20 protein-coding genes are annotated in these 17,695 nt (G+C 65.2%); 10 read left to right on the top strand and 10 right to left on the bottom strand.

All coding sequences use genetic code 11. From position 1 onward, the window contains the following. Window positions 1–20: 20 nt before the first annotated feature. A complete protein-coding gene (gene sufC / locus EDF46_RS01675) occupies window positions 21–797 on the top strand; it encodes a Fe-S cluster assembly ATPase SufC (protein ID WP_123504541.1) in 777 nt (258 codons plus the stop codon). Window positions 798–799: 2 nt separating this feature from the next. Beyond that, window positions 800–1,132, top strand: coding sequence for a metal-sulfur cluster assembly factor (locus EDF46_RS01670; protein ID WP_123504540.1), 333 nt, complete (start codon window positions 800–802; stop codon window positions 1,130–1,132). Between the two features lie 91 nt (window positions 1,133–1,223). Here the strand turns inward: EDF46_RS01670 and EDF46_RS01665 are convergent, their stop codons facing one another. Continuing rightward, entirely contained in the window at window positions 1,224–1,841 is a 618-nt protein-coding gene (locus tag EDF46_RS01665; protein WP_123504539.1) for a biotin transporter BioY, read from the bottom strand. A gap of 137 nt (window positions 1,842–1,978) precedes the next feature. Here EDF46_RS01665 and EDF46_RS01660 point away from each other — a divergent pair, with 137 nt between their 5' ends. Continuing rightward, window positions 1,979–3,577 (top strand): ABC-F family ATP-binding cassette domain-containing protein, encoded by a 1,599-nt coding sequence (locus EDF46_RS01660; RefSeq protein WP_123504538.1) that lies wholly within the window; start codon window positions 1,979–1,981, stop codon window positions 3,575–3,577. Between the two features lie 114 nt (window positions 3,578–3,691). Here EDF46_RS01660 and EDF46_RS01655 read toward each other — a convergent pair whose 3' ends face one another. From EDF46_RS01655 to EDF46_RS01645, 3 genes are read right to left on the bottom strand one after another with little or no spacing between them, the layout of a single operon-like run. Next, window positions 3,692–4,576 carry an SURF1 family protein gene (locus EDF46_RS01655; RefSeq protein ID WP_123504537.1) on the bottom strand — a complete coding sequence of 295 codons (885 nt, stop codon included), beginning with the start codon at window positions 4,574–4,576 and terminating at the stop codon, window positions 3,692–3,694. Further along, window positions 4,573–4,818 carry a hypothetical protein gene (locus EDF46_RS01650; RefSeq protein WP_370454030.1) on the bottom strand — a complete coding sequence of 82 codons (246 nt, stop codon included), beginning with the start codon at window positions 4,816–4,818 and terminating at the stop codon, window positions 4,573–4,575. The genes EDF46_RS01655 and EDF46_RS01650 overlap by 4 nt, the downstream gene beginning before the upstream one ends. Then, window positions 4,815–5,207, bottom strand: coding sequence for a DUF3099 domain-containing protein (locus EDF46_RS01645; RefSeq protein ID WP_123504536.1), 393 nt, complete (start codon window positions 5,205–5,207; stop codon window positions 4,815–4,817). The genes EDF46_RS01650 and EDF46_RS01645 overlap by 4 nt, the downstream gene beginning before the upstream one ends. Window positions 5,208–5,340: 133 nt before the next feature. Here EDF46_RS01645 and fabG point away from each other — a divergent pair, with 133 nt between their 5' ends. Continuing rightward, the gene (gene fabG, locus EDF46_RS01640) at window positions 5,341–6,051 is read left to right on the top strand and encodes a 3-oxoacyl-ACP reductase FabG (protein WP_123504535.1); all 711 of its coding nucleotides are present in this window, start codon (window positions 5,341–5,343) and stop codon (window positions 6,049–6,051) included. Between the two features lie 33 nt (window positions 6,052–6,084). Here fabG and serB read toward each other — a convergent pair whose 3' ends face one another. After that, entirely contained in the window at window positions 6,085–6,723 is a 639-nt protein-coding gene (gene serB / locus EDF46_RS01635; RefSeq protein ID WP_123504534.1) for a phosphoserine phosphatase SerB, read from the bottom strand. 75 nt (window positions 6,724–6,798) lie between these two features. Further along, entirely contained in the window at window positions 6,799–8,040 is a 1,242-nt protein-coding gene (locus EDF46_RS01630; protein WP_123504533.1) for a glucose-1-phosphate adenylyltransferase, read from the bottom strand. 176 nt (window positions 8,041–8,216) lie between these two features. On the opposite strand from EDF46_RS01630, the gene EDF46_RS01625 reads away from it, so the two are divergent. Both EDF46_RS01625 and EDF46_RS01620 read left to right on the top strand, forming a co-directional pair. Then, the gene (locus EDF46_RS01625; protein WP_123504532.1) at window positions 8,217–9,317 is read left to right on the top strand and encodes a site-specific integrase; all 1,101 of its coding nucleotides are present in this window, start codon (window positions 8,217–8,219) and stop codon (window positions 9,315–9,317) included. A 181-nt stretch (window positions 9,318–9,498) separates the two neighbouring features. Next, entirely contained in the window at window positions 9,499–10,512 is a 1,014-nt protein-coding gene (locus EDF46_RS01620) for a hypothetical protein (RefSeq protein WP_148061119.1), read from the top strand. A 651-nt stretch (window positions 10,513–11,163) separates the two neighbouring features. Here the strand turns inward: EDF46_RS01620 and EDF46_RS17930 are convergent. Then, a complete protein-coding gene (locus tag EDF46_RS17930) occupies window positions 11,164–11,448 on the bottom strand; it encodes a hypothetical protein (protein ID WP_158614133.1) in 285 nt (94 codons plus the stop codon). Between the two features lie 211 nt (window positions 11,449–11,659). On the opposite strand from EDF46_RS17930, the gene EDF46_RS01615 reads away from it, so the two are divergent. Both EDF46_RS01615 and EDF46_RS01610 read left to right on the top strand, forming a co-directional pair. Next, complete coding sequence (locus tag EDF46_RS01615) at window positions 11,660–12,061, top strand: hypothetical protein (RefSeq protein ID WP_148061117.1); 402 nt, start codon at window positions 11,660–11,662, stop codon at window positions 12,059–12,061. A 575-nt stretch (window positions 12,062–12,636) separates the two neighbouring features. Continuing rightward, window positions 12,637–13,242, top strand: a complete 606-nt coding sequence (locus tag EDF46_RS01610) for a recombinase family protein (protein ID WP_148061116.1) — start codon at window positions 12,637–12,639, stop codon at window positions 13,240–13,242. 88 nt (window positions 13,243–13,330) lie between these two features. On the opposite strand, the gene EDF46_RS01605 is transcribed toward EDF46_RS01610, so the two are convergent. Both EDF46_RS01605 and EDF46_RS01600 read right to left on the bottom strand, forming a co-directional pair. Further along, complete coding sequence (locus EDF46_RS01605; RefSeq protein WP_148061115.1) at window positions 13,331–13,723, bottom strand: hypothetical protein; 393 nt, start codon at window positions 13,721–13,723, stop codon at window positions 13,331–13,333. Window positions 13,724–14,150: 427 nt separating this feature from the next. After that, a complete protein-coding gene (locus tag EDF46_RS01600; RefSeq protein WP_123504527.1) occupies window positions 14,151–15,023 on the bottom strand; it encodes a DUF4145 domain-containing protein in 873 nt (290 codons plus the stop codon). Between the two features lie 49 nt (window positions 15,024–15,072). On the opposite strand from EDF46_RS01600, the gene EDF46_RS01595 reads away from it, so the two are divergent. Further along, the gene (locus tag EDF46_RS01595; protein ID WP_123504526.1) at window positions 15,073–15,624 is read left to right on the top strand and encodes a hypothetical protein; all 552 of its coding nucleotides are present in this window, start codon (window positions 15,073–15,075) and stop codon (window positions 15,622–15,624) included. A gap of 281 nt (window positions 15,625–15,905) precedes the next feature. Here the strand turns inward: EDF46_RS01595 and EDF46_RS01590 are convergent, their stop codons facing one another. Beyond that, on the bottom strand, window positions 15,906–16,139 hold the full coding sequence (locus tag EDF46_RS01590) for a hypothetical protein (RefSeq protein ID WP_123504525.1): 234 nt from the start codon (window positions 16,137–16,139) through the stop codon (window positions 15,906–15,908). Window positions 16,140–16,504: 365 nt separating this feature from the next. On the opposite strand from EDF46_RS01590, the gene glgA reads away from it, so the two are divergent. Further along, complete coding sequence (gene glgA, locus EDF46_RS01585; RefSeq protein WP_123504524.1) at window positions 16,505–17,686, top strand: glycogen synthase; 1,182 nt, start codon at window positions 16,505–16,507, stop codon at window positions 17,684–17,686. Window positions 17,687–17,695 lie beyond the last annotated feature (9 nt).

The following is a 17,695-nucleotide window of genomic DNA, read 5'->3' as shown; positions in this document are numbered from 1 at the left end:
GCTTCACTCAAAGGAATCGCATGTCAACCCTCGAAATCCGCGACCTCCAGGTCTCGATCGACACCGAGCAGGGCAACAAGCCCATTCTCAAGGGTGTCGACCTCACCATCAACAAGGGTGAGATCCACGCCGTCATGGGCCCGAACGGCTCCGGCAAGTCCACTCTCGCTTACACGATCGCGGGACACCCTCGCTACAAGGTCGACGGCGGCTCCATCATGCTCGACGGCGTCGAGGTCCTCGACATGACGGTCGACGAGCGCGCCAAGGCCGGCCTCTTCCTGGCGATGCAGTACCCGGTCGAGATCCCCGGCGTCACGGTCGCGAACTTCCTCCGCACGGCCAAGACGGCCCTCGACGGCGAGGCTCCCGCACTCCGCACGTGGGTCAAAGACCTCCGCCAGCACATGAGCGACCTGAAGATGGACTCCTCGTTCGCCGAGCGCAACGTCAACGAGGGCTTCTCCGGTGGCGAGAAGAAGCGCCACGAGATCATGCAGCTCGAGCTCCTCAAGCCGAAGTTCGCGATCCTCGACGAGACCGACTCCGGCCTCGACGTCGACGCGCTCAAGATCGTCTCCGAGGGGGTCAACCGCGCGCACGCGGCGACCGACCTCGGCATCCTGATGATCACGCACTACACGCGCATCCTCCGCTACATCAAGCCCGACTTCGTGCACGTCTTCGTCGACGGCCACGTCGCCGAGCAGGGCGGCCCCGAGCTGGCCGACCAGCTCGAGAACGAGGGCTACGACCGCTACGTGACGGCCGCCGCTGCAGCCGCCGCGGGAGCCTGATCATGCCCGTCGCACTCGCGCCCGAGAAGTTCGATCAGGTCGAAGAGGCCCTGAAAGAGGTCATGGACCCCGAGCTCGGCGTCAACGTGGTCGACCTCGGCCTCATCTACGACCTCGCCCTGGACGACGAGGTCGAGAACGCGCTGATCATCAGCATGACCCTGACCAGTGCCGGCTGCCCTCTCACCGACGTGATCGAATCCGAGACCGCCAACGCGCTCGACGGCGTCGTGGAGGCGTTCCGCATCAACTGGGTGTGGATGCCGCCGTGGGGTCCCGAGCGGATCACCGACGACGGCCGCGACATGATGCGCGCCATCGGCTTCTCGATCTGAGACGCCGGGCTGGCTCCTGCGACTGAGCAGTTGCTGTGCGCCAACGACGAAGGGCCCCCGCCATGTGGCGGGGGCCCTTCGTCGACCAGTGCTAGTTCGAGCGGCGCTGGTCGATCGCGCGCACGGCACGCCACAGCAGAGGGAGGCTGCCGGCCGCGATGACCCACTTGACGAGGCCGCCGACGATGAACGGCGTGAAGCCGGCCGCGAGGACGTCGGCGACGGAGTGCGGGTAGCCGAGGTTCGCCAGCGCGAAGCCGAGGTAGGGGAGGCCGAACGCGAACGGGATCAGGCTGGCCCCGAGGAAGGCGGCGAGCGAGCGGACCACGTGGCGGTCCCAGTTGCGCTCGGAGAGCCAGCCGACCAGGGCGGCCGCGGGGATGAAGCCGATGATGAAGCCGAAGCTCGGCAGCTGGAGGCTCGAGACGCCGCCGGCGTGACCGGCGAAGATCGGCGCTCCGATGAGGCCGATCAGCGCGTAGAGCGCGAGCGAGAGGGCACCGCGGCGGAGGCCGAGGGTGGCGCCGACGAGCATGACGGCGAGGGTCTGACCGGTGATCGGAACGGGCCAGAGAGGGATCTCGATCTGGGCCAGCAGGCCGGTGAAGGCGACGCCGCCGAGCACGAGCGCGGCGTCGGTGGCGAGGCTGCGAGACACGAAACGGTCGGCGAGGACGGGCCTCGTGGTCGCGGCGGCGGTGTTCGTCATGCAGATCTCCTAGAATGGGTAGGTTGATCGGCGCCACTGGCACCGAGACACGGTCCCACGCTGATCCCTTTCATCCTAGGGGCGGCCCACCGGCGGGCGGCGTTGTGGACACCTCCTCAGATGATTGGACTTTTGCTGTGCTCTCCGTGCACGACCTCGAGATTCGCGTAGGCGCCCGCCTCCTCATGGAGGGCGTGACCTTCCGGGTCGACAAGGGCGACAAGATCGGCCTGGTCGGCCGCAACGGCGCCGGCAAGACCACCATGACCAAGACCCTTGCGGGCGAGACGCTCCCGACGGGCGGCTCGATCGAGTCGAACGGCGAGATCGGCTACCTGCCGCAGGATCCCCGCAGCGGCAACCCCGAAGACCTCGCCCGCACCCGGATCCTGGATGCGCGCGGCCTCGGGCAGATCCTGCTCGGGATCCAGCAGGCGAGTCTCGACATGGGCAGCGACGACCCGGCCGTCGCCGAGAAGGCGATGAAGCGATACGGCGACCTCGACGACCGCTTTAACGCGCTCGGCGGGTACGCCGCCGAAGCGGAGGCCGCGTCGATCGCCAGCAACCTGAGTCTGCCCGACCGCATCCTCGACCAGCCTCTCTCGACCCTCTCGGGTGGTCAGCGCCGGCGCATCGAGCTCGCGCGCATCCTGTTCTCGGCCGCTGAGACGATGATCCTCGACGAGCCGACCAACCACCTCGACGCCGATTCCGTCGTCTGGCTGCGCGAGTACCTCAAGACGTACCAGGGCGGGGTCATCGTGATCTCGCACGATATCGAGCTCGTCGACGAGGTCGTCAACCGCGTCTTCTACCTCGACGCGAACCGCCAGCAGATCGACATCTACAACATGGGCTGGAAGCACTACCAGCGTCAGCGCGCCTCCGACGAGGAGCGCCGCAAGAAAGAGCGCGCCACCGCCGAGAAGCAGGCCGGCCAGCTGCAGAAGCAGGCCGCCCGCTTCGGTGCGAAGGCCTCGAAGGCCGCTGCCGCCCACCAGATGGTCGCTCGCGCCGAGAAGCTGCTCGCCGGCCTCGACGAGGTGCGCGCCGTCGACCGGGTCGCCAAGCTGCGGTTCCCGACGCCGGCCGCCTGCGGCCGCACGCCCCTCATGGCGACGAACCTGTCGAAGAGCTACGGCTCGCTCGAGATCTTCACGGCTGTCGACCTCGCGATCGACCGCGGCTCGAAGGTGGTCATCCTGGGCCTCAACGGCGCCGGCAAGACGACCCTGCTCCGCATCCTCGCGGGCGTCGACGAGCCCGACACCGGCCAGCTCGAGCCCGGCCACGGCCTGCGTGTCGGCTACTACGCGCAGGAGCACGAGACCATCGACGTGAAGCGCAGCGTCCTCGAGAACATGGTGTCGTCGTCGCCGAACATCACCGAGATGGAGGCGCGTCGCGTACTCGGCTCGTTCCTGTTCACGGGCGACGACTCGGCCAAGCCCGCCGGGGTGCTGTCGGGCGGCGAGAAGACGCGTCTGGCGCTGGCAATGATCGTCGTCTCGGGCGCCAACGTGCTGCTGCTCGACGAGCCCACCAACAACCTCGACCCGGCCTCGCGCCTCGAGATCCTCGATGCGCTCAACAACTACGAGGGCGCCGTCGTGCTCGTGAGCCACGACGAGGGCGCGGTCGAGGCGCTCAACCCCGAGCGCGTGCTGATCATGCCTGAGGGCACCGAAGACCACTGGACTCCCGACTACACCGATTTGATCACTCTGGCGTAGCGCCTTCGGACCCGCGAGATGGCCGTGCCTGTCGACCTCACCCCGTGAGACGACAGGCACGGCCATCTCGCGGCCCGAAACCGCGGGCGCAGGAACTCCGAGCCCGCCGCCCGACTACCGGCTGATGCCGGCTCCGGGCGTCGACTCCTCCCACCCGACCTCGTCGAGGTGCGCGTCTTCGATCTCGGCGTCGTCGGGCCCGCGTTTGAGGCGCTTGCGCTCGCGCTCCTCGTCGAGCCAGCGCTGGTCCTCCTCGTCGGAGTTCCGCGCGTCGTACTCCTGGCGGATGACGTAGATGAAGAAGCCGAACGCGGCGAGGGCGAACATGACCCACTGGATCGCATACGACAGATTGAGGCCGTAGTCGACCGACGGCTTCTGGGCGAGCTTCGGCAGGGTCGAGGCGGCGGGCGTCTCTGTCTTGAGCTGCCCGAACGCCGCCGTGTAGGTCGGGAGTCCGAGTCGCTCGCCGATGGTCGACGGCTTGATCACCGCGAGCTCGTTGGTCTTCGGGATGTCCGTGCGGCCGGGAACGTCGGCCTCGGTGGCCGCGAGGCGCGCGACCACCGTGACGGTGCCCGACGGGGGAGCAGGGATGGAGTCGGGGTAGTCGTGCGTGTTGCCCGTGGGCACCCAGCCGCGGTCGATCACGAAGACCTCGCCGGTCGAGGTCTCGAGCGGCACGAGCACCTCGAATCCGGGGTAGCCGTTGTAGCTGCGGTCGCGGGCGAGGAAGAAGTCGTCGGCGAGGTACGTGCCGGTCACCGTGACCGGCTTGAACTCGTCGGCCGATGAGTACGAGTCGAGGTTCGTGAGCACGTCGGCCAGCGGCACGGGCTCGGCGTCGTAGTTGGCCTGGAGCGTGTGCTGCAGGGCGAGGTTCTCACCGCGACGCTCCCACTGCCAGTGCGACAGGAACGCGCAGACGATGGCGAACACGACCGCAACGGCGAAGTAGCCGACCCACTTGCGTGAGAAGGCGAAGCGCCACTCCTTCACGAGGTCGTCTCCACTCCGACCGAGTCGACGGTCTCGCCCAGGGCGGTGACGATGACCGGGAAGTCGCGCGACCGCAGGAATTCTGCGAGAAAGTCTACGTGCTCGTCGCAGGCCGCCCAGACCTTCACCCGGTCGATGCCGTGGATCCTGGGGTTGCGCCAGTGGACGCCACGAATCGCGTCGGCTCGGCACCCCGCACGGGAGCACTGGGGAGCCGACGGCCCCTCGGAGCCGATGATCACGAGCGGCGGTCGTCGCCCGACGGAGCGTCTCGCGCGGACGGCTGGTCGGTCGACCGATCGTAGGGGAACGCGTCGGGCGTCGGACCGTAGCCGGGAGCGTCGGCCTGCTGAGGCCGGTACAGCTCCACGCCGCCGGGGCGCTGGACGTCGCCGCGCTGTCCCTCGGCTCCGACGTTGGCCAGGACCACCGCGACGTAGGGCAGCACGATGGCCCCGATCGCCGGAGCGAGAGCCCACCAGCCGGGGACCAGGAAGGCGACGATGATGCAGACGAGACGCACGAGCATGGCGAGCGAGTACCGAATCATCCGACCGCGGCGCTCGTCGTAGGGCGACGGCGGAAGCGAGGTGATCGCGTTCGCGGTGGTCTTCTTCGTTCTGATCTTCATTCCCTCACGGGCTCGGGTCGGGGCGGAGCATCCGCCGATTCTAGGACGGTGCTCCATGAACACTAGGCTTGTCCGGGTCGTCCGGGCCTTGGGAGGCTCGGCGTCAAGCAATCACACAGAGACGGAGTTCCTCATGACCACGCCCCGCACAGTCCTCGTCACCGGCGGCAACCGCGGCATCGGCTACGCCATCGCCCAGCAGTTCGCCGCCGACGGCCACCGCGTGGCCGTCACAGCCCGCTCGGGCTCCGGACCCGAGGGCACGATGACCGTGCAGGCCGAGATGACCGACTCCGCGTCCATCGACGCCGCGTTCACCGCCGTCGAGGCCGAGCTCGGTCCGGTCGAGGTGGTGGTCGCCAATGCCGGCATCACCAGGGACACCCTTCTCATGCGCATGTCGGAGGACGACTTCACCAGCGTGATCGACACGAACCTGGGCGGCACCTTCCGGGTCGTTAAGCGTGCCTCGAAGGGGATGCTCAAGGCCCGTTTCGGCCGGATCATCCTCATCTCCAGCGTCGTGGGCCTCTACGGCAGTGCGGGCCAGGTCAACTACGCCGCGTCGAAATCGGGCCTCGTCGGCTTCGCCCGCTCGCTCACCCGCGAGCTCGGCGCCCGCGGCATCACGACCAACGTCGTCGCCCCGGGCTTCGTCGAGACCGATATGACGGCCGTGCTCCCCGAGGCCCAGCAGCAGGAGTACCGCCGCAGCATCCCGCTCGCCCGCTTCGGCTCGGTCGACGACATCACCGGCGCCGTGTCGTTCCTCGCCGGCGACCACGCCGGCTACATCAGCGGCGCGGTCATCCCCGTCGACGGCGGCCTCGGCATGGGCCACTGACGACGTCTCGCGCCGCGTTCGGCAAGGGTGGGGTCAGCCCTTCAGGCCGAGCAGGGCCAGTACCTGCGACAGGTCTCGGTGCGGCATCGCCACGTCGGCCTGAGCGCGCACGCGGGGCTTCGCGTCGAAGGCGACGCTGAGCCCCGCCTCGCGCATCATCTCGAGGTCGTTGGCGCCGTCGCCGACGGCGACGGTGCGGGCCAGCGGGATTCCGGCGGCAGCGGCCCACTGGGCGAGGGCGGACGCCTTCGCAACGGCGTCGACGACCGGTCCGTCGACGAGTCCGGTAAGGCGGCCGTCACGGGCCCCGAGGCGGTTGGCTCGCCAGTGGTCGAGGCCGAGTTCCTGCGCCAGAGGGTCGAGGATCTCGTGGAACCCGCCCGAGACCACGCCGACGAGTCCGTCGGCCGCGTGGACTCCGGCGATCATCTCGGCGACGCCGTCGGTCACGCGCACCCGGGCCCGGGCATCGTCGAAGCACGACTCGGGCAGCCCCTCGAGGGTGGCGACGCGCTCGCGCAGACTCTCGGCGAAGTCGATCTCGCCCGCCATCGCGCGCTCGGTGATCTCGCGGACCCGGTCGTGGCTGCCCGCGGCGTCAGCCAGGAGCTCGATCACCTCGTTCTCGATGAGCGTGGAGTCGACGTCGAGGACGAGCAGGAATCGTGGCACGCACGTATCGTATCGGCGCGCCGCCCCCCGTTACGCGGACGATCGAGCTTCGGACAGCACGAGACCGTGCGCGCCCTACTGCTCTACTCGGACGCCCTTGCCGACGACGGTGATGCCCGACGGTGTCACGGTGAAGCCGCGAGCCCGGTCGGCCTCGGCGTCGAGACCCACGTGCGCTCCATCGACGATCACGACGTCCTTGTCGAGGATGGCGCGGTTCACGATGGAGTTCTTGCCGACGTAGATCCGGTCGAACAGCACCGAGTCGACGACACGGGAGCCGGAGTCGAGGGTGTTCCAGGGGCCGACGACGCTGCGCTCGATGTGCGAGCCGACGGCCAGCGTGCCGAGCGAGACGATCGACTCGATGACCGAGCCCGGGTTGCCGTGCTCGTCGCGCCCGAACTTGGCCGGCGGCGAGTTGAGCTGCTGGCTGAAGATCGGCCAGTCGGTGTTGTACAGGTTGAACACCGGCAGCGCTGCGATGAGGTCGCGGTGTGCGTCGTAGAACGAGTCGATGGTCCCGACGTCGCGCCAGTAGTAGCGGTCGCGCTCGGTCGAGCCCGGGACCTCGTTGCGGTTGAGGTCGTACACGGCGGCGTCTCCGCGCGACACGAAGTCGGGGATGATGTCGCCGCCCATGTCGTGGTCGGACTCAGCGTTCTCGCCGTCGCGGAGGACGGCGTCGATGAGCGCGTCGGCGTTGAAGACGTAGTTGCCCATCGAGGCGAGGACCTCGTCGGGCGAGTCGGCGAGCCCGACGGGGTTCTTGGGCTTCTCCAGGAACGCGTCGATCAGCGTCGCGTCGTCGGCGTTCGTCTGAATGACGCCGAACTGGTCTGCGAGCGAGATCGGCTGGCGGATGGCCGCGACGGTGGCGCTCTTGCCGGAGGCGATGTGCGCCTCGACCATCTGCTCGAAGTCCATGCGGTACACGTGGTCGGCGCCGACCACGACGACGATGTCGGGCTTCTCGTCGCGGAGCAGGTTGAGGCTCTGCAGGATCGCGTCGGCGCTGCCGGCGAACCAGCGCTTGCCGAGGCGCTGCTGCGCGGGCACCGAGGCGACGTAGGCGCCGAGGAGGCCCTCGATGCTCCAGGTCTGCGACACGTGCCGGTCGAGGCTGTGCGACTTGTACTGCGTCAGGACCACGATCTGCCGCAGCCCCGAGTTGATGAGATTGGAGAGCGCGAAGTCGACGAGGCGGTAGTTGCCGCCGAAGGGGACTGCGGGCTTCGCACGGTCGGCCGTGAGGGGCATGAGTCGCTTGCCCTCTCCGCCGGCGAGGACGATGCCGAAGATCTTCTTTGATGCCATGGGGCCAGAATGGCACGTTTCGCGTCCGGACGACTACGGCACCCGGTCGCGCAACATGGAATTACCGGGAGAATCACGCCGGAAATTCTTGTTTTCGGTCTGGTGCAGATCGGCACCTGTCGCGCTCATGCCTAGAGCGTGCCTAGAAGGTCGGTCGTCACGAGATCGGCACGAACATGACTCGCTCCTTCGGTACCACCCGCACGCTTCCTTCTGGCAAGGTCCAGGCCCGCTATTGGGGTCCAGACAAGCGTCAGAGGACCGTGGGGAGCTTCGACACTCTGAAGGCGGCAAAAGACGCTCTGGCACGAGTCCAAGCCGACCTCAGTCGGGACGCGTGGGTGGACGAAACCAAGGGAGCCATGACCTTCGGAGAGTTCGCGCCACTGGCTCTCCGACACCGTGAGCAGACCCTGAGGGCGGGAACGATCACCAACGACCGAGGACACCTCAGGCTCCGCATCTTGCCGACGTTCGGCCACGTCGCGCTGAAGGACATCACCAAGCGCCGGATCACGATTTGGCTCGACACCATGGACGCGTCTGTCAACGTCCGCAGGAACGCCTACACGGCTCTCAGCGCCTATCTGAGCCTTGCTGTCGAGTGGGAGGAGCTAGCGGTCAAGCCGACCGTCCGAGGCGCTATGCGGGCCACGGCAGAGGCTCCGAAGACGTATACGCTTCGAGACTTCCAGAAGCTCTTAGACGCGGCCCCAGAGGGCTTCCTGCCGGTGTTGTGGACCATGCTCGCCTCCCACGTCAGGATCGGCGAATTACGAGCTTTACTCCGTAGTGACGTGGACCTGGAGACAGGAACGGTGACGATTTCGAAACAGCTTCGCGCCCAAGTCGTCAGCCCGACCAAGACGGGAACCACCAGGACCGTCGTCCTGCTCGCACCTGGCCTGAATGCACTCCGCGACTACCTCGCCAAGAATCCCCGCCTCCCGATGACTCCGCTCTTCACCACGTCCCGAGGCAAGCCGATCAATGACTCGTGGTTCAGACGGACGTGGGCCAAACTCCGTGAGGACTCCGGCCTCCCAAACATCCGCCCGCACGATCTACGGCACATGGGGTTGTCTGTCGCCGCGCAGTCGGGACTCTCGATTGAAGAGGTCATGCAACGCGGCGGACATGCCGACATCCGGAGCGCCTTGCACTACATGCACTCCGACGACCAGCGTCGAAGGGAGGCAGCCCTGAAAGTATCCGCGGTCCTCGTGGAGCAACTTGCAACCGGCAAGAAAGCCTCACGAGCGGAGAGCAGCCAGTGACTCGCTCGCTAGCGGTATAGTTATACCGATTCCTTGGCGGGAATTTGCTCCCCCACGTTGAAGCGTCATCTCTTCAACGTGGGGGTTCTCGCGTTCTGCGGCGTACTACAGGTGAACTGCGTCGACTCCGCGCCGATCGTAGATGGAGGAGCAGTTCAACCCGCCAAGCAAGGAGTCCAAGATGACTTTCCCACTGACAGATAACGTGCATCTCCACGGAGAGCCAGAGAGCACTACAGCTCCTAGTGCTCCTACTGAGGCTCAGCGAAAGCTCTGGAAAGCGAGAGCTGAAGGAAGACGGAAGAAGGAATTCCCGGAGAAGCTGGCTCTTGCCTTCCCTCTGCATACGTGGACCATCGACCCTGAGGACTCCTACTACAGGCAGGTAGGCCGTCACTTGGTTTCCATTGCACTCCGGCACCTGAACGAGAGACGGCAGAAGCTCACGATCTTCGAGCTTCATGCTCTCGTGGGTGATGACCGGATCGGGAAGCAGATCAGCCGCCAGTGGCTCTCTGCCGTCATGGAGGCCGAGAGTCACCAGGAACTCCGGGAACTCATGCACGGCGACGACAACGGCCTGACAGTGGCCTCCCTGAAGCAGAAGCACTTGGAGGACTACCTCTGGGAGTACGTGATGGACAACAAGCCGTATGGCTTCCTGTCCGACTACGACGACGTAGGGCAGAGCAAGGGCTTCAGTCTCGCCGCCGTGGAGCGGATGACGCAGAGTGCTGCCGTGTTCGCCTTGGACGTGTGGGACGCGGACTTCAAGACCAAGCTCAGCGTCGCCGGTCGGAAAGGTGGCAAGACCTCCAAGCGGAAGCCGAAGCACTCCTTGGAGGGGCTGGAGCACCTGTCGATCACGGAGCAGGCCAAGGCCTTGGGAGTGACGGAGCGGACGATCTCGCGATACCGGAAGCAGGCACTGACAGATAAGCCTCAGGAGCGAGCAGAACAAGAATCAGAGCCTGTATCGACTAAGCCGGAGGTATATCTGCCAGGGGCAACCGCTGAGCCTGTACCACCGAAGCCACGTCGCCGGTCCTACAGCGTCGCCTTCCCAAAGACGCGTCACTACGAACGCGACGACTGGGACCAGATCATGAATGGAGACTCCACAACACCTGTGGATAACGCCCGCTGCGTCCCCGACGACGATCTAACGGCCTGGGCGGATGAACTGACTCTGTGACGACTGCAAAGAAAAACGTCTGAACGGTGCAAGTTTGCTCACGCCGCGCCGATAGTCCTATGAAGAGGATTTCGAGAGGAGCGCCGCCACGATGGATCAAACCAAGGTTCCTGGCAAAATCGGTCGCCCTTGCACGATCTGCGCCCACGCTGACCTTTCCGAGATCGACGCTGGAATTATCGCGGGCACTCCGATTGCGCGCCTTTCGCGAGACCACGGCGTTTCTGCTGATTCGGTCCGCCGTCACATTCGGAGTCATCTTGCGCCCGAAGCTCGCCAAGCCCTACGAGGCGCTGAGAGCCTGTCCACGTCCGACCTGATCTCTCGCGTCGCTGACGTGGCCGACTCCGCTCGTGACGCTCGCTTGAGCGCCCTAGACGATGGAGAACGTTCGGTAGCACTCCGAGCCGGTACCGCCGAGGTTCGCGCCCTGGAAGCCCTCTTCGACCGCCTAGGCGTAGATGACTTGGAAGTGCTCGACCAGTTGCGCGACGGCGAGCGCCTGGCCACGGCGGTCGGGATCGCCACACGCGTAGACCCGGCACTCGGTCGTGCCATCGCCTCCCGACTCCGTGCACTTGGTGCCGACGAGATGGCCACAGCCCTAGAGGGCCACGCGCTCAGTTCAGAAACTCAACTCAGTAAGGCGGTTCACGCATGACAACGAACAAGACTTTCCACGCAAGCCCCGGCGAGCGCTTCCACGCCCTGACGGCTGCCACGCTCCCGGTCGGCGGTGGATTGTTTAGCGGCGGCGAGGTAGTCGAGCGAGGTCGAACCGTGACGATCACCGCTGATCTGATCGAGGCAACGAAAAATAAGCACGGCGTTAGCTGGCTTGACCTCGTGAATGACGCGGAGGGCCAAATCGAGAAGTGGGGCGAGGTTCGCTTCGCGCCAGGCCCGTGGCCAGACGACACAGAGACCTGGGTCCAAGGCGATCCGGTCTGGGAACTTAACCGAGCGAAGGCACAAAGCGCCGCATGGGCGGTCGCAGACGAGGGGGACAGGGCGAAGGCCCTCCGAGCAGTCCTGAGCCGTTACGGTGCGGGCCAGCCGACTTCGACTGAGACAGCCCGCTTCTCGGCTGACCGCCCCACGGATGGCGCAGTGTCGCCGTCGCCTGCCCCACGTCGAGGCGGTCTCTATGCCTGACGCGTCCAAACAAGATTTTCACCCCAAGCGCGCCGGAGTCCGCTGGCGACGCGAGGTCGTGATGTTCCTGCAAGCACATGGACTCCCCGCGCTCCAGCGCCGAGAGAACCGCACCCGGATCGACCCCGTAGACGGGGTAGACGGCCACGGCGACATTCTTGGTCTTGACGGGTGGTCGGTCATCACCAGGGCAGAGCGTCGCCCCTACTTCTCCAGCGGTATCGATGAAGCCCGCGAGGCCGCTGAGCAGGCCGGAAACCCGTTTTACGCGGGCGTTTGGAGTCGCCCGGGCCACGAGCCGAGCGCTGGCTACGTCGTGATTGATCTCCGAACCTTCGCCACTCTCGTGCGACGTACTACCGAGTGGGCCGAGGAGGCCTCAGCATGGCGCTAAAGCTCTTCCGTCCCTCAATCGGAGGTCGTGCCCGCCTACAGGTTGGATCAGCCTCCTACGGCCTCCCTAGCGGCTGCAAGGTCGTCCGAGTCCAAGACGGTGCGCTCGCGTGGGTGCTGGACCTCGCCGGAGTCGTCCGGGCCTTCACTGAGGGCGGCGAGGTAGAGGTACCCACCCCGCTCCAGCAACTCGTGAAAAACAAGATTTTCGGAACAAAGTAGTTCCGAACACAGCTTCGGCGCTTACTCCTTGGGTCGCCGAAGAGGTCGCAGTTAGGTTTGTTGGCCTGGAAACTGCGACCAGTGCGGGCCGGAGGTTTCGGCGAGCTGATCCGGCCCGCACCCCAATGCCCCGGCCCACTCGCATTCCACAATCCGGGAAGTTTGTCAGCGAGTGGGCCGGTCTGCGTCTTCGGCAGAACGTGGAGACGGTCTTCTCAAAAACGATCGGTTAGCGAGAACTTCTGAACCGCCCCGGACAACCGCTCTCGGACCTCGATCCAGTTCTCAAAACTCGACTACGGAACCTGCCCCACATTCTTGTTTTGGATAGACGACTATTGATAATCTGTGGTCATGACTTCCCCCCACGTCTCCCCGACCGGTACCGTCGTCGGCTACGCCCGCGTCAGCACTGACAAGCAAGATGAGGCCCGGCAGCTCTCTGCACTCCGCGACGCAGGGATTACGAACCACGCCCTCTACGTAGACAGCGGTCAGAGCGGAGCGAAGACCTCCAGGCCCGAGTTCGACAGAATGCTCGCGAACGTGACACCCGGCGACTTGGTCGTCGTTGCAGAGCTTGACCGCCTTGGGCGTAACTCCGGCCACGTCATCGTGACAATTGCCGACCTCCGCGAGCGCGGCATTCACGTCAAGAGCATTGCAGACGGCGTAGACAGCACAACCGATATGGGCGAGGCAATGATGGGCTTCCTGGCGATCATGGCTCAGATGGAGCGCCGTTTCATCTTGCGTCGCACTCGATCTGGCCTGGCTGAGGCACGCGCTCAGGGCCGCTTCGGAGGCCGCCCCCGAGCACTCGACTCCAAGAAGGCCGCCCTAGCCATTCGACTCTCGGACGAGGGCGAGAAGGTGGCCGACATAGCGACAACGCTTGGGACCAGCGTGCCGACCATCTATCGATACCTCAATGCCTACAGGGTTGCCGACGACGCTTAGGGGAGTATGGCGGGAAGCCGCCCAGGGCAGCTCTGAGCGCCCAAAAGCAACCTAGGCCGGGCTGCGCGGGGAGCGCCGCTCTGGCCCTTCAGGCCCCGGCGTACGCCTGCCATGACTCCACGTCGGCGGGTTGAACCTCGTAGACGAACTGAACCGTGTCGTCATGCTCGCCGTGGCGGTGGAAGCGGCCCTCACCCACCGCGTGGAACAAGAAGGCCGACCGGAGTCGAACCTGCGATTCCGTCACAACCCAGTCGAACTCCACAACCTGGCCGACAACGGGAGTCACGTCGATGCGAGCACCTGGTGCAAATGGCACCCACGTAACCGGCTCGCTGGCCTCCACTACGAAGTGGACGTGCTGGCCCACTTCAAGGACGTTTGGCATGACGCTAGGTTCGCCGTATGCGTCGGTAGGACTTAGCTGAGCAACGTTGCCCCAAGGGTCGCGTGCTTGGACGATGTGCGGGTACTCGGTCATGTAAAGGCCTCTCGGAAGTAGAAGTGGCCCCACACAATTCTGACAGTTCTGTGTCGTTGCCGTGGGTACTGAGACGCAGCCCTACTCCGGCTCCGGGTCGCTCCTGTCCATGAGGTCCCGTAACTCTCGTTCGTGCTGGAGCATCCAAGCGACTGCGGAGTTAAGAGACTTGAAGGTCTTTAGCCAAGGTCGTCGGCCCGTGTTGTCGCGGCATCGTGCGTAAGCATCGAAGACCCATACGCCGGAGTCGTTCCGCGCGAGCACCCACCCCAGCGGAGATGCAGGCCGTTGCTGGATAACCCAGTGCCCGAACGATCCGAACGCGAACGGATGTGATGCGGGGGATTGCCCTAAAATCTTGTTGAGCGCTTCGCCCGAGCCTCGAACTCCCATAGGCAGAGACTGCCCCGAGCTACCGACGCTCTCCTTAGATCGTCTCCGGGGTTGTCCCTAGCCCGTCGAGTGGATTGCCAGGAGCGCCTTCCATGATGTCGGCCAGCCCTGGAACCCGTGACCTGACGGACTCGGGGACGAGCCTGAGAACCGAGGCCGCCGCCAGCGGCCGAGTAATTCTCTCGTCTACCAGGTCGTTGATCGACTGGAAAATGAGGTCAACAATCTCGGTCTGCGTTTCGTCTAAGACCAGGCGAGTCGCGGCATCCGGATTTTCCTCGACGTGCAGCGTCTTGTTCCCGACGTGCCGGATGACTGTAAGCATTTGCCCCAACGACGACGACACCGTAGGGATAATCCGTGCGATGCGATTGTCAAGGTTCATCGGCTTCGGGGCATCCGGGTCGATGCGCTTGATAAGGGCTTCCATGGTGGCCCGTGCGAGTGCTGCGCCCGCCCGCCGAGATACCGATACGACGGCGCGAGCTTCCTCGTACAGAGCTGCTACGTCCTCCGGCATGTCTTCGGATGGTGGAGGCGTGATCGAGGTGCCTGGGTAAATCAAGTCTTCACTTCGCCACGTGGCGTAGTCCTCGCAAGACGTACAGAGCGACTGCATCCATTCGCCAGGATGACGCGATTTATTCAGCCAGGCCTCTGCGGCGGCGGAGGCCATCTCTGCGCTGCTGGGAAATGGAATGGGTGTTCCCGGTCCTGCTGCGAGTTGTAGGCCGATTTCTTTGCCATCAGTGACCAGCTCGAATTCGGGGTGGCCGTAGTCTTCCGAGCCGACATCCCGATAGAGCTTGAACCAGGTCTGGCTCGCGTAGGCCCCACAATGCGGGCAATCGAATCGAGGCTTGTTCCGCGCTGGAGCACGGTCGGCGGCGGAGAGCTTGTTGGCCATGCTGGAACTCTAGATGTTTGGATGCTTTCGGAAGTGCGACACTGCTTCCGTGACGGACACGATCAAGCGACAGGCGGCCAAGAACAAGTTGCGTCACTTCCTGGCCACCGTCGAGGACTACAAACGGCTTCAGGCAGCCTTCCCCCTCAGCTCATCGGTCAACTGGCTTGGGTATGGCCAAGACGATGAGACCCGCTGGACAGTCGTCCTGCATGGGGCAATTCTCCGGAAGTACTTCGCGCCACGGGACAAGCTGAAGCTCAGTTCGGTTCTCATCGCCCTCAGGACGGCGGCAGACGGGGGAGAGGCACGCGACTCTGACTGGCTAAATGCGATCTCGAACGTAGAGAAGATGAGTGACTGGGGACTCCACCACGTTGCGGGTGTACCCGAGGGCTACACAGATGAAAACATGCTGGACGACTTCTTCTATGGCCGCTACCTACATGGCGACTACGGAAGATGGCTCATCAGCGAGCGCGCCCAGTTTGATGGGAGTGACGCGGCCATCCACATGACGCTGACCGAACGCGCGAATCGCGTTCTCAGCGTCGCGACGTACATCCAGGGGGCCATCGAAGGCGGGCATCTCACGTTGTAGTCGATGCCGCCAAGGTCCTTCTCAAAATCTCTGTCCCCGGACGGCTTAGCCACTCACTGACGGTGTCATCAACGAGATGAAGGATGCGGTCCTCAGCGATCTCCGCATGAAGACGCTCTTCAACCAGAGCCAGAACACGGCAGAGCGGAGCCCTCCTCGTCGACTGGGCAGAAGGGGTCCGCTACATGGTTGCCAGCTTTGGCCTGACCTCTGGGCAGTCGATGTCGCAGGCCGTCCGGACCATCACCAACAAGGTGGTAGGCACCCCGCTGGACAAGTAACTAGCTCAGTTCCTTCTCGACCTCAGCGAGCGTCATGCCGAAGCCGTTCTCGAATGCGCTGATAGCAGCCTGTCCTCCGTACCGCCCTGCCCGGTTCCCGGCCATGTCGACGACCAAGGCGTAGAGGCCGTAGTCGAGGGCCTTGGGATCGCGTCGGCGTGACTTCACCAACATGTAGCCACGACGCTCAGCCTCTCGGCGCAGGCGGTTCTCCAACACCTTGTCCTCAACCACGTCGAGCCTTCCTTGCCGCCTTGAATGCGTCTAGAACCTTCAGGCTGTGGTCTCGGGTCTTCGCCTCACGCTCCCGCATAATGCGTGCCCACCGTTCGCTTTCCGGCTCTTCCATGCGGCAAGCATGCCCGAAGGTGTGCTGGAAGGTATGCCAGAAGGCGTGGTCTCTCAGATGACTGTGTGTGTACTTGTGCGTTTGTGCCTAGAACGTGCCTTGATCAGCTAAATTTGGCCTCAGCATCAGACTCAATTCATGAACTGAACCTTGATTCTCCGCTTTGATGGCTTCCGCGTGTGGCCGGTGAGCGGGCGAATCGGTGGGGCCAGAATGGCACGTTTCGCGTCCGGACGACTACGGTGAACCCGTGCGAGTCGATGTGATCACCAAGGAATACCCTCCGAACGTCTACGGCGGTGCCGGCGTCCACGTGACGGAGCTCGTCAAGGCGCTCCGGGAGTCCATCGACGTTCGCGTCCGTGCCTTCGGGGAGACGATCGCCGAGGACGGCACGACGGGCTATCCCGACCTGCCTGAGCTCGCCGGGCGCAACGGAGCCCTCAAAACCCTCGGCGTCGACGTCTCGATCGCCGACGACGTGGCTGGCGCCGACGTCGTCCACTCGCACACCTGGTACGCCAATGCCGCCGGCCAGCTCGCGCAGCTCCTCCACGACGTGCCTCACGTGCTCACCGCGCACTCTCTCGAGCCGCTCCGGCCGTGGAAGGCCGAGCAGCTCGGCGGCGGCTACCGCGTGTCGAGCTGGATCGAGCGCCAGGCCTACGAGTCGGCCGACCACATCATCGCGGTGAGCGACGGCATGCGCCGCGACATCCTCCGCTCCTACCCGCAGGTCGACGAGTCGAAGGTCAGCGTCGTCTACAACGGCATCGACCTCGAGGGCTGGCGCCGCCTCGACGAGCCCGAGCTCGTGCGCTCGCTCGGCATCGACCCCGACCGGCCCGCCGTCGTGTTCGTCGGCCGCATCACCCGCCAGAAGGGCCTCCCGTACCTCCTGCGAGCCGCCGCGTCGCTGCCCGCCGACGTGCAGCTGATCCTGTGTGCCGGGGCCCCTGACACCCCTGAGATCATGCGCGAGGTCACCGGCCTGGTCGAAGAGCTCCAGCAGACTCGCACGGGCGTGGTCTGGATCGAGAAGATCCTGCCTCGCGACCAGCTCTGCGCCGTGCTCTCGGCCGCGACGGTCTTCGTCTGCCCGTCGATCTACGAGCCTCTCGGCATCGTGAACCTCGAGGCGATGGCCTGCGGCGTCCCGGTCGTGGGCACGGCGACCGGCGGCATCCCGGAGGTCGTCGCCGACCAGCTGACCGGCTGGCTCGTGCCGATCGACCAGGCCACCGACGGCACCGGCACGCCGCTCGACGCCGACAGGTTCGTCGGCGACCTCGCGGCCACCCTGACCCACGCCCTCTCGGACCCCGGAATGGCGAGGCTCATGGGCCGCGCGGGCCGCCTGCGGGCCGAGTCGGAGTTCAGCTGGTCGTCGATCGCCGAAGAGACCGTGAAGGTCTACAACTCGCTCGCGTAGCGCCGCCTC

The organism is Frondihabitans sp. PhB188, assembly GCF_003752365.1.
Classification (GTDB): Bacteria; Actinomycetota; Actinomycetes; order Actinomycetales; family Microbacteriaceae; genus Frondihabitans.
This window is presented reverse-complemented; position numbering and strand designations above follow the sequence as displayed.

Excerpts from the sequence above, each read along its gene's own strand:
- EDF46_RS01605 (WP_148061115.1), bottom strand. The coding sequence starts at position 13,723 with ATGACCGAGTACCCGCACATCGTCCAAGCACGCGACCCTTGGGGCAAC.
- EDF46_RS01645 (WP_123504536.1), bottom strand. The coding sequence starts at position 5,207 with ATGAAGATCAGAACGAAGAAGACCACCGCGAACGCGATCACCTCGCTT.
- EDF46_RS01600 (WP_123504527.1), bottom strand. The coding sequence starts at position 15,023 with ATGGCCAACAAGCTCTCCGCCGCCGACCGTGCTCCAGCGCGGAACAAG.
- fabG (WP_123504535.1), top strand. The coding sequence starts at position 5,341 with ATGACCACGCCCCGCACAGTCCTCGTCACCGGCGGCAACCGCGGCATC.
- EDF46_RS01615 (WP_148061117.1), top strand. The coding sequence starts at position 11,660 with ATGCCTGACGCGTCCAAACAAGATTTTCACCCCAAGCGCGCCGGAGTC.
- EDF46_RS01665 (WP_123504539.1), bottom strand. The coding sequence starts at position 1,841 with ATGACGAACACCGCCGCCGCGACCACGAGGCCCGTCCTCGCCGACCGT.
- EDF46_RS01625 (WP_123504532.1), top strand. The coding sequence starts at position 8,217 with ATGACTCGCTCCTTCGGTACCACCCGCACGCTTCCTTCTGGCAAGGTC.
- EDF46_RS01610 (WP_148061116.1), top strand. The coding sequence starts at position 12,637 with ATGACTTCCCCCCACGTCTCCCCGACCGGTACCGTCGTCGGCTACGCC.
- EDF46_RS01620 (WP_148061119.1), top strand. The coding sequence starts at position 9,499 with ATGACTTTCCCACTGACAGATAACGTGCATCTCCACGGAGAGCCAGAG.
- EDF46_RS01670 (WP_123504540.1), top strand. The coding sequence starts at position 800 with ATGCCCGTCGCACTCGCGCCCGAGAAGTTCGATCAGGTCGAAGAGGCC.
- EDF46_RS01630 (WP_123504533.1), bottom strand. The coding sequence starts at position 8,040 with ATGGCATCAAAGAAGATCTTCGGCATCGTCCTCGCCGGCGGAGAGGGC.
- sufC (WP_123504541.1), top strand. The coding sequence starts at position 21 with ATGTCAACCCTCGAAATCCGCGACCTCCAGGTCTCGATCGACACCGAG.